Annotated in this window: 10 protein-coding genes; 6 read left to right on the top strand and 4 right to left on the bottom strand. The window is 34.4% G+C overall.

Annotation, left to right across the window (positions count from 1 at the left end; translation table 11 throughout):
- The first annotated feature begins 7 nt into the window (after positions 1–7).
- The 5 genes from FA046_RS03500 to FA046_RS03480 all read left to right on the top strand — a co-directional run bounded on the left by FA046_RS03500 (position 8) and on the right by FA046_RS03480 (position 7,082).
- Positions 8–943, top strand: coding sequence for an alpha-E domain-containing protein (locus FA046_RS03500; RefSeq protein WP_136824960.1), 936 nt, complete (start codon positions 8–10; stop codon positions 941–943).
- 27 nt (positions 944–970) lie between these two features.
- Positions 971–1,915 carry a transglutaminase family protein gene (locus tag FA046_RS03495; protein ID WP_136824959.1) on the top strand — a complete coding sequence of 315 codons (945 nt, stop codon included), beginning with the start codon at positions 971–973 and terminating at the stop codon, positions 1,913–1,915.
- Between the two features lie 459 nt (positions 1,916–2,374).
- Positions 2,375–3,400: a sensor histidine kinase gene (locus FA046_RS03490; protein WP_136824958.1), complete on the top strand. Its 1,026-nt coding sequence runs from the start codon at positions 2,375–2,377 to the stop codon at positions 3,398–3,400.
- Positions 3,393–4,106 (top strand): LytR/AlgR family response regulator transcription factor, encoded by a 714-nt coding sequence (locus tag FA046_RS03485; protein ID WP_136824957.1) that lies wholly within the window; start codon positions 3,393–3,395, stop codon positions 4,104–4,106. Before FA046_RS03490 ends, FA046_RS03485 begins: the two co-directional genes overlap by 8 nt.
- A gap of 240 nt (positions 4,107–4,346) precedes the next feature.
- On the top strand, positions 4,347–7,082 hold the full coding sequence (locus tag FA046_RS03480) for an outer membrane beta-barrel protein (RefSeq protein WP_136824956.1): 2,736 nt from the start codon (positions 4,347–4,349) through the stop codon (positions 7,080–7,082).
- Positions 7,083–7,311: 229 nt separating this feature from the next.
- On the opposite strand, the gene FA046_RS03475 is transcribed toward FA046_RS03480, so the two are convergent.
- The 3 genes from FA046_RS03475 to FA046_RS03465 form a co-directional block, all read right to left on the bottom strand.
- Positions 7,312–8,142 (bottom strand): tRNA pseudouridine synthase A, encoded by an 831-nt coding sequence (locus tag FA046_RS03475; RefSeq protein ID WP_225870872.1) that lies wholly within the window; start codon positions 8,140–8,142, stop codon positions 7,312–7,314.
- Between the two features lie 382 nt (positions 8,143–8,524).
- Positions 8,525–9,082 carry a hypothetical protein gene (locus FA046_RS03470; RefSeq protein ID WP_136824955.1) on the bottom strand — a complete coding sequence of 186 codons (558 nt, stop codon included), beginning with the start codon at positions 9,080–9,082 and terminating at the stop codon, positions 8,525–8,527.
- Between the two features lie 411 nt (positions 9,083–9,493).
- Positions 9,494–10,843 (bottom strand): M20/M25/M40 family metallo-hydrolase, encoded by a 1,350-nt coding sequence (locus FA046_RS03465; RefSeq protein ID WP_136824954.1) that lies wholly within the window; start codon positions 10,841–10,843, stop codon positions 9,494–9,496.
- Between the two features lie 137 nt (positions 10,844–10,980).
- Here FA046_RS03465 and FA046_RS03460 point away from each other — a divergent pair, with 137 nt between their 5' ends.
- Entirely contained in the window at positions 10,981–12,537 is a 1,557-nt protein-coding gene (locus FA046_RS03460) for a M28 family metallopeptidase (protein ID WP_136824953.1), read from the top strand.
- A 58-nt stretch (positions 12,538–12,595) separates the two neighbouring features.
- Here FA046_RS03460 and FA046_RS03455 read toward each other — a convergent pair whose 3' ends face one another.
- Complete coding sequence (locus FA046_RS03455) at positions 12,596–13,996, bottom strand: MBL fold metallo-hydrolase RNA specificity domain-containing protein (protein WP_136824952.1); 1,401 nt, start codon at positions 13,994–13,996, stop codon at positions 12,596–12,598.
- Positions 13,997–14,019: the final 23 nt, after the last annotated feature.

The following is a 14,019-nucleotide window of genomic DNA, read 5'->3' as shown; positions in this document are numbered from 1 at the left end:
AAGAAATATGTTAAGTAGAGTTGCAAATTCTTTATACTGGCTTTCTAGATATATGGAGCGCTGTGATGGTATTTTGAGACTGCTAAGAGTAAATTACGCTTATTCTCAGGATGATTTTGAACAATTTAGCTGGCGCCCCGTATTAATGATTTTTAGCGATATGGATGCTAAAAACATTGCCGATGTAAAACATGAGGGCCGAAAAGTTCTCCAATACATGATTACAGATAGATTAAACAAAAATTCTGTTTTTAACTTAGTAAGTAAATCCAGAGAGAATGCCCGCTCGGTACAAGAGAATGTTACCAAAGAGCTTTGGCAGTGTTTAAATGATTATTATCATAAAGTGAGATTAAATGATATTGCCACTTCTCTACAAAAAGAAGATCCTGTTTCTGTAATAGATGATTTGGTGCAACAAGGAATGCACTATTATGGTACTTGTGAAATTACCATGGCCAGAGGAGAAGGCTATTATTTCATGAATATTGGAAAATATTTAGAAAGAGCCATTCAATCTGTAGATATCTTAAATGTAAAATTTAGCGAACTCAATTACTCATTAGAAGAAAGGTCTGATCCTACCTATTGGAAATATCTCTTATTATCTATTTCTGGATATGAAATATTCTTAAAAAGTTACCGCTCTGCCTTAGATTCAAGAAACATATTGCACCAAATTGTATGGAATGAACATTTTCCTCGTTCTATTATGTACTCGGTAAGAAGATTAAAACAGTCTTTTGAAACCCTAAAATCTGATAGAAACGGCGAAGCATACAAAGCTATCAGTTTTATGATTGGTAAATTAGAGAGCAGTATTAAATATTCTGATTTAAAAGATTTAGAATCTAAAGGTTTACAAGAGTATCTTCAAGAAATTAAGCAAGATTTATTAGCTATTGGCCATGCTTTTAATCATTATTACTTTGCTTTCAATTAAATTAAACAGCAGAAAAAAAATATATCCATGCCTAAATTTACGGTTCACCATACCACTACTTATAAATATGATGCCTTAGTTTATGATAGCGCTAATCAGATTATGCTTTATCCTATCAAAGATAAATATCAAGAAGTGGTAGATTTTCAACTAAAAATTACTGGCGACCCTTTAGTTGATGTTTTTACAGATTATTACGGCAACGAAGTAGGTACTTTTACCAACCCCGAGTCTCACAAACTACTACAAATAGAAACTATTATAGTAGTAAATGTGAAGAAAAACCCAATGCCGGTTACTAATATTTTTCAAAATAACCAATGGCAAACACTCAAGTATTTATCTCATCAGTTACCTTATATTAACTTTTTAAAGCAAGAAAATTTTAAAGCTCAAGAAGATATCATGTCTATACTGGAGCCTTTAAAAGCTAAAAACGAATCTCCTTTTGAGGTAGCTAAATACCTTTGCGGCTACGTTTTCGAAAACTTTCAATACGTAAAAGGAATTACCACGGTAGAAACTACCGTAGATGAAATTTGGAAACTACGGTCAGGCGTATGCCAAGATTTTGCTCATATTTTATTAGTAATGTTACGATACATGAATATTCCGGCTGGTTATGTGAGTGGTTATATTTGCCCAAATAAAAACGGGATGAGGGGCGAAGGCGCAACCCATGCTTGGGTAGAAGCTTATTTACCAGATTATGGATGGTTAGGTTTTGATCCCACTAATAATTGCATAGTAGAAGACACCCACGTAAGGTTAGCTGTAGGCAGAAACTTTGTAGATTGTAGTCCGGTAAAAGGTACCTATAAAGGCACTTCTCGTCATACTTTGGAAGTAAAAGTTAGCGTATCTTATGAAAATGATCCTATTCCAAAATTAGAAGAAACCGAAGCGGATATTAGTACACACGATGCTCCAATTAATTCTTACAGAAAGTTTATAGAAATGCAACAGCAATAATTTTTTAATAACAATGAGGGCGCTTAAAACTATTGGGCTATATCTTTTATAAAAACCATTTGATTGTAGGGGTTATTCCTTTTACATATTGGCCATCATTGTCTTAAAAATAAAATTTGTTGCCTTAGCTTAGTGCATTTTAACAAAAAAATTATTAATTTTATTTAGAAATTATAAACCTAATTTCATTTTTATCGTACAAACAATTGCAGTCTTGTGCAAAGCGCTGCAAAAAGAATTTAAATTACATTTTAATCAGAATTTAAAATCTTTAAAGTTTTATTGTGTAAAATACCCAAACTCGGAACGTGAGTTTGGGTATTTGTTTTTTAATCAAAATCAGATATAGATATCATTTTCTATTTTGTCTATTAATTATCCGCTTTAAGCTTATTTAGTAGTCAACACCCTTTAATAATTCTACTTTTAAATTTGAATCAACTTATTTTAATTAAATAAATGAATAATTACAAAATTAGTCGTCTGGGATTACAGCTCATTTTAGTGCATGTTATATTTTGGATCATGCTGGTTTTACCTCCTTTTTTGTTTAGGTACAATGCCCCGCCTAATAGATTTACCGAGTATTCCTTATATCGTATATTAATTAGTAACGCCTTTTTGGCATTGCTTTTTTACTTAAATGCTTTCTATTTTTTCCCTTCTATTTTTAAAAAAAGAGGACTTTGGATTTACTTGTTAGTATTAATAGCTGCCGTTGCCGGGATGTGGTTTTTATCTCAATATATAGATACAGAGCTTTTTCCTGGCAAAAGAAAATGGAATCGATCTATTTTCCCCAACCTTATTTCCTATATTTTTATTTTGGGAACTAGTTGCAGCTATAGAATTATAACCGATCATTTAAAGCTTCAAAAAACAAATAAGGAAAGAGAAACAGAAAATCTTAAAACCGAACTTAGTTTTTTACGGTCGCAGGTGAGCCCGCATTTTATGTTTAATGTATTAAACAACTTGGTTTCTTTAGCCAGAAAGAAAAGCGATAAAATGGAACCTGCTTTGTTACAATTATCTTCCCTCTTACGTTATATGCTCTATGAAGGAAACCATGACAGGATTAGCTTAAATCAAGAAATTAATTATTTACAAGGCTATATAGACCTTCAAAAATTAAGATTTGGAGATGATATAGATATTGATTTTACTGTTGAAGGCAACACCAACGACTTTAAATTAGAGCCTATGCTACTCATTCCATTTGTAGAAAATGCTTTTAAACACGGCATGGGAACTTTATTACAACCAAAAATAAAAATTGCCATGGTTGTGCAAAATAAAAACCTGAATTTTAAGGTAGAAAATGATGTTGCCCCTATTGGCGAAAGCAAAGATGCAAGCTCTGGTATTGGACTAAATAATATTAAAAGACGTTTAGCTTTATTGTACGGAAAGCTTTATAGCTTAGAAGTGAAAGAAGAAAATCAAAAATATAAAGTCGATTTAAACTTAGAAATGCATGATTAGATGTTTGGTGGTAGATGATGAGCGTTTAGCAATTGAGTTAATTGAAGACAATATAAAGCAGGTTCCGTTTTTAGAATTTGCTGGCTCTTGTAAAAACGCCATGCAAGCGCTTGATACCTTACAAAAAGAAAAAATAGATCTCCTTTTTTTAGATATCCAAATGCCCGGCCTAAACGGTTTGCAACTGGTTAAAAGTTTGGTAAACCCACCAATGGTAATTTTGGTGACCGCTTATGAGCAATATGCCTTAGAAGGTTTTGATTTAGCCGTGATAGATTATTTGCTAAAACCTGTACCGTTTGATAGATTTTTAAAGGCGGCAAACAAAGCTTATGATTTATTTAACTTAAAACAACTGAGCAAAACAGAGCAAAACACAGAAAATGATTACCTTTTTGTAAATGCCGATTATGCTCATATCAAAATTAAGTTAGAAGACATTGAATACATAGAAGGCTTAAAAGATTATGTAAAAATCTATCTAATAAATGCAGACAAGCCTATAATAACACGTATAAGTATGCGCTATTTAGAAGAAAAACTAAGTAGCAATCATTTTTTACGAGTGCATAAATCATATATCGCATCATTAAACCACATGACGGCCTTTAAAAGGAATCATCTTATACTCCCTCATAAAGAAATTCCTGTAACAGATTTTTACCGAGAAGCATTACTAAAACACATCAGTAATAAAAACCTTTAAGACTAATCTCTTTCAAAAGGGCTTTCATCTATTTTTAATCTAGGGATGTATCAAAAATTACTATTTCCACTTAAGCTTGCTTAACATTGTTTCTCTAAAATTGAATTTTAGGGTTTTATCGTATCACTAAAATGATACAAAACCTATCAATCAATTTTATAACAATTACGTTTAAGCATCATCTAAATGATTAAAAACAAAAAAATAATTAATAAAAAAGACATTACTAAAATAATTTTGATGAAAAAAATAATACTTTTTGTGTTTTGCCTGTTTGCTTTACAAAGCCTAAAAGCACAAACTAATATGGAAGTGAGCGGTGTAGTTAAAGATTCTACCAACACCACCGTAATTGGAGCTGCTGTTAAAATAGCGACAGCCAAAGACACCTTATCGGCTTTAACAAATTTAGATGGGGTTTTTGTGTTTTCAAACATTAAATCTTCAGAGTTTTCTATTACCATATCTGCTTTAGGCTATCAAGCCGTTAAAAAAAGATACTTTTTTGATCCTAATTCAAAAAAAGAAGTTTTAGAACCTATCATTTTAAAAAATGATAACAAAATGCTGAACGAAGTAGTAGTTAACGGAACGCCTGATGTTACCATTAAAGAAGATACTACAGAATACAGAGCCGGAGCTTACAAACTAAGAGAAAATGCTTTAGCAGAAGATTTATTGAAAAAACTACCCGGTTTGGAGGTTGACAGAGATGGAAACGTAACCACACAAGGTAAAGCAGTAACCCGAGTGAGAATTAATGGTAAAGATTATTTTGGTGGAGACATTAAAACAGCTACTCAAAACTTACCTGCAGATGTGATTGAGAAAGTTCAAATTGTGGATGATTACGGCGACCAAGCAAATATTACTGGTGTTAGAGATGGTGAGCCAGATAAGGTTTTAAACTTTACCATTAGAAAAGATAAAAACAAAGGCTATGTAATGAAAGGTGTAGTAGGTGGTGGAAACGAAGGTCGTTACCAAGGATCCGCGTATCTACAATCTTTTGATAATAACCGCCAATTATCCTTTTTGGGCAATTTTAACAATACCAATGCAAACATATTTAGTTTAACTTCTAACGCCGGAGCTGGTGGTAGAGGCGGCAGAGGCGGTGGTTTTCAGCAAGGTGGTAACGATGGCTTAACCAACGTAAACTCTATAGGTTTTAATTACAGAGATGAGTGGAGCTCTAAAGTTACTGCTTACGGTAGTTACAGTTTTTTTGATAGAAACAATAACACCACCAGCAGCAGGCTTCAAAATAACTTAGCATCAGAAGGTTCTGTTTTTAATAACAATTTTTCTGATACTGATGCGGGCAGCACAAGCCACAGAATTAATTTTAATATTGAATATAAAATAGATTCTTTAAACTATTTAAAAATTACTCCTAATGTATCATTTAGTAAAAATGATGGCTTTTCTGATACCAGATTTAACATTTCTTCTAATCAAGGTTCTTCTGTAGGTTCTACTTTTAATACTACTGGGGCATTAAATCCTAATTACGGAGCCGAAATTTTATATAACCATAGATTTGGAGCGGCCGCAAGAAACTTATCTTTTAATGCCACGTTAAATTCTACATCTAACAATCAAGATCAAGATCAAATTTATCGTAACACTCCAAGCGGGCAAATTGAAGAGTATCAGCGCCAGCTTATCACAAACGATAATAACAATGATAACGTAAACCTCAGATTATCTTATTCAGAGCCTTTAAGTGCAACCAACAACTTAGAATTTAACTATGCTTACGGTTTTTCTAGAGCAGATAATAGCAGAAGAGTTTTAACTACAGATACAGAAGGCAGTACACCTGTATTTAATGCCAATCAAAGTAACGAATATGTATTTGATTACATTACCAACCGTTTTGGCGTTAACTATCGTGTTAACCAAAAATTATACAATTACTCTTTGGGTTTGGCGGTACAACCAGCAACTTTAACTGGCGCTACAACAGGTAATAGAAGTTTTAACAATATTTTTCCGGCGGCTAGGTTTGCCTACAAGTTTTCTAGAACTATGGAATTAAATATTAATTATAACGGAAACACTAATCAACCAAGTTATGATCAGTTACAACCTATTACCAACCAAGCTAACGCACAATTTTATACTACAGGTAACCCTAATTTAAACCCCGAGTTTAGCAACCGATTAAACATTAGGTTCAACAATTTTGATATGGCATCTGGAAATGTGCTATTCACTAACCTGTCTTACAGCTACACCAATGATAAAATTGTAACCAATACCATTAACGCTCCTGTTGCAAGTGATCCATCTGTTTTACAGGAATACAAATATTTAAATGCTGATGGATTTTATACTTTAAACGGATTTTATGCTTTTTCTAAGCCTTTGGCAGAGAAAAAATATGTTATCGGGGTAAGAGGATCTGCCAATTATAATAACAATATTTCTTTTATTGACGATGTAAAAAATACAGGTAAAAACTTAATCTTGAGTCAGCGTTTAAGTCTTCAGCTTAATCCTACAACAGCTATTGAGTTAACTCCAGCAGCAAATTTTACATACAACAAAAACCAAAACACCATTAATACCAGAGCAAATAGCGAAGTAAAAGCTTGGAGCTTAAGTTTTGATAGTAAAATTTATATCTTAAAAACTTGGATTTGGGGAACCACCACAGATAAAACCATTAATAGTGGTTATGGCGGCATCAACGCAAACCCACTTATTATTAATAGTTACGTAGAGAAACAATTTTTAAAAGGCAAAAAAGGAAGTTTAAAATTTCAAGCTTTTGATTTGCTGAATGAAAGTACCAGTATTTCTAGAATTGTAACCGGTAATGCCATTACCGATTCTCAAAGTAACCGTTTAGCCAGATATTTTATGTTGAGCTTTAGCTTAAACATTTCTAAGTTTGCTGGTAATTCAACAGCACCACCATCTGAATTTGATAGACAAAGAATGAATAGAATGGGCGGCGGAAACTAAGCCATTATAAATAGTTTAAGAGAGCGCTTTGGTTTCATAAATCAAAGCGCTTTTTTTGTAAAATTAATTTCCCGTTTTCTGATACTTTGTGAAAGTTTTAAATTTTTTTTGGCGTTTTAATCCCGATGAAAAATCGGGACAGGCTACGCTATCCGTTACAATCTTTTGCTCCAAAAAGCAAAAGGATTTTCACTGCTATCGTTAACGCAAAAAACGTTCTAAAGCTTCACTATTCAATTAATTTCCAATCATTAGATACTTTTTGCAAGCCTAAAAAGTCTGTTTTGGGTGCTAAGTCTAAATAAGGATAAGTTACTTTTGATAAATAAAGCCCTTGCGGATGAGCCGGAGATAATATTTTTGGCGTTTCTTTATTAATTAAATAGCTTTCAAAAGCATCTACACTTAATAGGCCTTTACCTACTTTTAATAATTGCCCAACCAAAATTCTAATCATTTTACCTAAAAAACGATTAGAAGAAATTTGAAACCTCAATTGATTTCCATTTTCTGATACTAACCATTTTGCAGCAGAAACCCTACAAATGGTATGCTCATTTTTATCTGGCGAAGTACAAAAACACCGATAATCTTCGTATTGGATTAATAAATCTGTTGCCCTTTTTAGCTGCTGAAAATCTATCTCTAACCCTAAATAAAGCGAGCTAAAATCACTTAAAAATGGGTCTTTATAGGTATGAATAAAATAATCATATTGACGTTGAATGGCATCAAACCTGCAATGCGGAAGGTTTTCCATAGGGATGATGTCAAAAACGGCAATATCGGCTGGTAAAATTCTGTTTAGCCTAAACAACAGGTTTTCATCTGCTGGTTTTGCTAAATCTGCATGAAAAAAGAATTGACTGGCGTTTACTTTAGCATCCGTTCTTCCGCAGCCCACAATGGCAATTGGGGTTTTTAAAACCTGACTTAAACTTTCTTCTAAAACCTGTTGTAAGCTAAAATTATCTTGCTGCTTTTGCCAGCCATTATAATTTTTCCCCTGATAAGCGATATGAAAGAAATGCCTCAATTTTTTTGAATCTGATTTGCTCAAATATAAATGTTAGAATTGGTTGTATGTAGATAAATTGAGATTTAGGCTTGCGGAGGCACCAACCGAGGGTATTGTGTAAAGTCCAACTCATATTGTGAGTGAGCAAAAAATTTTAGCAGAACATTTGGGCACCGCTTTGTCGTTCTGTATTCATTTCAACATCTTAAAAATGGGTAAATTTTCTTTTCTGTTTTATCGGGTCTGGAGATTCTTTTCCATTTCTTAAATCCTTAGAGATCGCTTCGCTTTAACGTTTTGCGGCTTACCGCAGGTGGGGTTTTGGAACGACCAACTGTCGGCTACAACAAATGTAAAATAAAAGCTCAAAGCTACAAGTTACCTCGCACCCCCACTTGCGGTAAGCCGCTGTTAGCAGCTGCCTTTATTTTCTCTTCCATTTGATGTTTCTGTCGTCCACAAATTCTGTTACTCCAAGTCTGGCGTTAAAAGTAAAATTGTTAATTTCTTTTTCAACATTCATTCCCGAGTAGTCTGCTTTGTTACTGTCAAAAAAATATGTTGTGTCGTTTACTTTTTGAATGTTTTTCAAGCTGTCACTAAAAAATGTTCCAATAAATGTTATTTCAACACTACCATAACCAGACGAAGATTTAGATGAATTTACGAACCAATGGTCGTAACGTGTCTTGCCGTCTCCCGTTATTGCCGACTGATGATAACTGCCTTTTGAAAATTCGTACACAACCGTCAAGTAATTCGTATTTGAAAATCCTTGTTCAAAGTCCCTTGTCGAGTCGCTTGCAGATTCTGGTGCTATAAAAATAATCGTGTCCTTTTCACCTTTGTCTGAAATGAAGATAACCGAGTCTGTTTTTGTAAATGGCTTGTACCAAATAAGTTCGTCTTCGGTAAAATCGTCAACTTTATAATCATCAACTTTATTTGTCTGATTAAAACAACTTGTCAGGGAAATTGTCAATATTAAAAGTAAAAGTCTCATAATGTAGGTGTCGTCTGTTAAGGTTGCTGCTAACTACTTGCTATACGCTATCTATAGCGTATATATTTCATATATGTAATTCAATTTTAGATATATTAAATAGATAGTTAAAAGTAATAATTTATTTAAGCTAAACAAGACATTGACAACTATCCTAAAATAAGTTTAAAACAAAACAGGGTCTCTGCTAGAAACCCTGATTGGAAGGAATTGTATTTCGGTTGGTAAGGCCAGTATTATATAGCAAAAGCTAAAGTAAAATAAACTGGGGTGCAGCGGCATCTTTTTGCTTTTGGGCTGGTGTTTTGGGCAGCAAAAAATATAGCGAAACACCAGACTGGCCTACCTTAATTAGCACAGGTATTGCTTTTCAAAAAAAATCTGAAAATTCTACCTCATTGGTTTAGGGAAAATAATAGCACTTTCATGCCCTTCGGCATCTACAGACTGTAAACCAAAAAAGTAATTGTCTTTAGAGTAAGGAAGTGTAACCTGAGTTTCGGTCACAAAAATTTTCTTTTCCCAATAAGGCGACACCGTTTCACGCATTAAAATATAATATCCAGCTGGTTTGGTGCTTTTTGGTGCTTCCCATTTTAGGGTAGTATTATTAGTTAAATCTGAAGTAACAATGCCTACATTTAATGGTTCGGCTGGTGCTTTTGCAATATTTGCCAAAACGGCTAAATTCATTCGCCCTACTTTTTGGATATAAGTATAATCTGCAAAATCGGGCAAATCGCCATACTCTCTACCTTTTTCTACTCGTACATCTTGATGCTGTCTGTCAAAATTCTCGTTCATTTCTGTAAACCTAACTGCTGCAAAACCTTCCTGAGAAAAAGCGGTATGGTCTCCGCCTCTCAAATAACGGTCTCTGCGATAAATCATTTTCACATCTAATTGATCTACATAACGCTCTGCAACTTCTTTTACATAACGGGCAAACTCTCTAGCCGGACCATCATTTTCTGCACCTATAGAAATTCTTAAAGCGCCTTGTTCTTTGGTTTCAACAACCGGTACTCCTTCACTAAAAACCCTTACCGAGCGGTTATCTTTTAAGTTGGTTTCGCCGCCGTAAGTATTTCCTACAATGTCATTGGTAATCATGGCAACCACATTCCAACCTTCGGCTTTGGCTCTTTTGGCTAAATGTGCTGCTCCATAAAGTCCTTGTTCTTCGCCAACAACAGCCACAAAAATAATGGTGGCATTGTATTTTTGCTTACTCATCACTCGGGCTAACTCTAAAGAAACAGCCGTTCCTGAGGCGTCATCAACCGCACCGGGAGCTGCAGAAGTGGCATCATTAGCGCCTGATGCTCTAGAATCATAATGTCCCGAAACTATAAATACTCTGTTATCAGTAGGGTCGGTTCCTGGCAAAATGGCGATTACATTTTTTAAAGTGGCATCTTTAGTCACTCTTCTACCATCAGCAGGTTGCACAAAAGTGTCAAATTCTACTTTTAAACGTCCGCCACTTTCTTTACTATATTTTTCAAACTCGCTTTTTAACCAATTTCTAGCGGCACCAATTCCGCTTGTTTTACTCAAGGTATCACTAAGGGTATGTCGGGTTCCAAAACTTACCAACTTTCTTACGCTGGCTTCAATATTTTTCTCGGAAACCTCATCAATCATATTTTTGATGATCATATCTTTTTTAATGATGGTAGTTTGTGCCGATGCTTGCTGAACAATGAAAAGAAGGGCAATGAGTTTTAAAAATTTCATGCTGTTTGGTTTAAGGTTATAAGCTTCCAATTTCTAAATTTATAAGCATTTATCAGGTAACAAGTTTGTTAAATTTATAAGCTGTTTTTATTCATTCAAAATGAATAAGTTTGATTTAAACCCTCAAACTCGTCAAAATGAAAAAAAACTTACTCCTCACCAGTACATTTGCTTTCTTCTTATCGGCAGTAGCAATTGCACAGAATAATGAAGTTACTCAAAAAATTAAAGACGAAGGCTTAAACAAATCCAAAGTAATGGAAACGGCCTTTTATTTAACCGATGTTTCTGGCCCTAGATTATCTAATTCCCCTGGCTTAGAAAGAGCAGAAAAATGGGCGGTAGAAAAGTTAAAATCTTATGGTTTACAAAACGTAAAATTAGAGCCTTGGGGTAAGTTTGGAAAAGGATGGGAAGTAGAAAAATACTACGCTGCTTTTACCAGCCCTTATTACCATAATATTATAGCATCTCCAAAAGCATGGACACCAAGTACTAACGGACCAATAAAAGGTGAGGTGTTTTTAATGAAGGCAGATTCGTTACCAGATTTAGCTCAATTTAAAGGAAAATTAAAAGGGAAGATAGTTTTAACACCAACAACAGCTGTTTTAGCAACTTCTTTTAAATCTGACGGAGAAAGATATACTGAAGAAGAATTAGCGGCAATGGTTGCGCCAACACCTGCCGGCGGTGGACAACGTGGCGGTCAGCGTGACCCTGCTGCTTTAGCTAGAATGACTAAATTAAGAGAATTTAGAACTCAACTAACAGCGTTTTTAAAAGAAGAAGGTGTGGCTTTAATTCTTACCTATTCTAGAGGAAATCATGGCACATTTTTTACCAGTAATGGCGCTTCTTATGCAGAAGATGCCCCATCAGCTTTGCCAGAATTAGAAGTTTCATCAGAAGATTTTTTAAGAATGCAACGCTTATTAGTGGCTGGTATGAAAGTAGAAATGGAGGCTGATATCAAAACTAAATTTTTTGATAAAGATTTAACTGGATATAATGTAGTAGGCGAAATTCCTGGAAGCGACCCTAAATTAAAAGACGAAGTGGTGATGTTGGGCGGCCACTTAGATTCATGGCATGCAGCTACCGGCGCTACAGATAATGCGGCAGGTTGTGCAGTGATGATGGAAGCGGTAAGAATTATTAAATCTTTAGGCTTAAAGCCGAAGAGAACTATTAGAATAGCATTATGGTCATCAGAAGAGCAAGGTTTATTTGGATCTAGAGGTTATGTAGCGCAACATTATGGCGACCGTACCACCATGGTATTAAAACCTGAGCATGAGAAAATTTCTGCTTATTATAATTTAGATAATGGCAGCGGCAAAATAAGAGGTATTTATTTACAAGGTAATGAAGCAGCCGGACCAATTTTTACAGAATGGTTAAAGCCTTTTGCAGATTTAGGCGCAACTACAGTAACGGCTAGAAACACAGGCGGAACAGATCACCAGTCTTTTGATGCTTTAGGAATTCCAGGTTTCCAATTTATTCAAGATGGATTAGAGTACAACACCCGTACGCACCACAGTAATGAAGATACTTACGATCGTTTAATTCCTGCTGATTTAATGCAAGCAGCAACTATTATAGCTGCTTTTGTTTATAATACATCAGAAAGAGTGGAAAAGATTCCGAGAAAAGAATTGCCAAAAGCACAACTACCAGTGGCTAGATAATTCTAAAAAATTAGCATAAATAAACAGCCCACGGTTTAAACCGTGGGCTGTTTTTGTTTTATAACTCAAAACTTTGATGCCTAGTAGGAATCTCTATATCGTGGTAACCTTCACTCATTAATTTCTCTTTAAATATTTCTTGAGTTTTGATTTCGCCATGTACCAAAAACATTTTTTTGATGAGGCTTTTATCCTGACAAGCTAAAAATCGCAATAAATCAGCCTGATCTCCATGCGCACTTAATGATTGTAAAAACTTAATTTGTGCATTTACCATATACTCCTCTCCAAAAATATGTACCGGATTTACCCCATTTAATAAACGACCAGCTAAAGAAGAAGGTTCTGCATAACCCACCATTAAAATGGTATTGTTTGGGTCATTAATATTGTTTTTAATATGGTGTTTCACTCTACCAGCTTCGGCCATTCCACTGGCAGAAATGATTACCATTGGCGAATGATCATCATTTAAAGCCATAGATTCCTCTACATCTTCCACATATCTTAATCCTTTAAAATCAAAAGGATCTTCATCAACTTTTAAAACTTCTTGTACTTTTTCATTAAAATTCCAAGGATGTGCTTTAACCACCAAAGTTGCTTTTCCAGAAAGCGGACTGTCTACAAAATACTTTACATCGGGCAATTTTCCCTTCAATTCTAAGCTATTTAAAGAATATAGCAGCTCTTGCGTACGGCCAACACTAAATGCAGGGATAATCACTTTGCCTTTTCTATTGATACAGGTGTCTCTAATAATTTCTAATATTTTATCTTCTGCAGCAATGGCATCTTCATGCAAGCTGCTGCCGTAAGTAGATTCTATTAAAATATAATCGGCTTGCCTAAAAGTAGCGGGTTCTTTTAGTATCAAATCTTTAAACCTGCCCACATCACCACTAAAAGAAATTTTGGTTGTTTTTTCGTTTTCAGTAATATCTAAATGGACCGATGCGCTACCAATAATATGCCCGGCATCTTTAAAAATAAGTTTCACCCCATTTGTAACTTGGTGAATGGTCTCATATTTTATCTTTTTAAAAAAAGTAAGCGCTAGTAAGGCATCTTTTTTAGTGTACAACGGCTCAATTGGTTGTTTGCCTTGTTTTTCTCTTTTCTTATTCAAATATTTGGCATCAGATTCTTGAATATTAGCCGAATCTTCTAATAAAATCTTGCATAAATCATAAGTAGCCGGTGTAGCTAAAATTTGCCCTTTAAAACCACTCGCTACCAATTTAGGAATCAAGCCCGAATGATCTATATGAGCATGAGAAAGAATCAAAAAGTCTATTTCTGAAGCATTAAAACCAAAATCTTCATTCAGTTTTGCAGTATCTTTTCCATGACCCTGAAACATGCCACAGTCTAATAAAATTTGAGTACCGCTATCTAGTTTAATTAAATGCTTGCTTCCGGTAACGGTTTGTGCAGCGCCATGAAAAGTAATGTTCATAATAATGGTTTAATAAAAATGAA

The sequence above is a fragment of the Pedobacter cryophilus genome (genome assembly GCF_005116455.1).
GTDB classification, from domain to species: Bacteria; Bacteroidota; Bacteroidia; order Sphingobacteriales; family Sphingobacteriaceae; genus Pseudopedobacter; species Pseudopedobacter cryophilum.
The sequence above is the reverse complement of the archived record's forward strand: the minus strand, read 5'-3'. Positions and strand labels throughout refer to the sequence as shown.

What these genes read in the sequence shown, in the direction of transcription:
- FA046_RS03500 (WP_136824960.1), top strand. Translation starts at nt 8, where the DNA reads ATGTTAAGTAGAGTTGCAAATTCTTTATACTGGCTTTCTAGATATATG.
- FA046_RS03495 (WP_136824959.1), top strand. Translation starts at nt 971, where the DNA reads ATGCCTAAATTTACGGTTCACCATACCACTACTTATAAATATGATGCC.
- FA046_RS03490 (WP_136824958.1), top strand. Translation starts at nt 2,375, where the DNA reads ATGAATAATTACAAAATTAGTCGTCTGGGATTACAGCTCATTTTAGTG.
- FA046_RS03485 (WP_136824957.1), top strand. Translation starts at nt 3,393, where the DNA reads ATGATTAGATGTTTGGTGGTAGATGATGAGCGTTTAGCAATTGAGTTA.
- FA046_RS03480 (WP_136824956.1), top strand. Translation starts at nt 4,347, where the DNA reads ATGAAAAAAATAATACTTTTTGTGTTTTGCCTGTTTGCTTTACAAAGC.
- FA046_RS03465 (WP_136824954.1), bottom strand. Translation starts at nt 10,843, where the DNA reads ATGAAATTTTTAAAACTCATTGCCCTTCTTTTCATTGTTCAGCAAGCA.
- FA046_RS03460 (WP_136824953.1), top strand. Translation starts at nt 10,981, where the DNA reads ATGAAAAAAAACTTACTCCTCACCAGTACATTTGCTTTCTTCTTATCG.
- FA046_RS03455 (WP_136824952.1), bottom strand. Translation starts at nt 13,996, where the DNA reads ATGAACATTACTTTTCATGGCGCTGCACAAACCGTTACCGGAAGCAAG.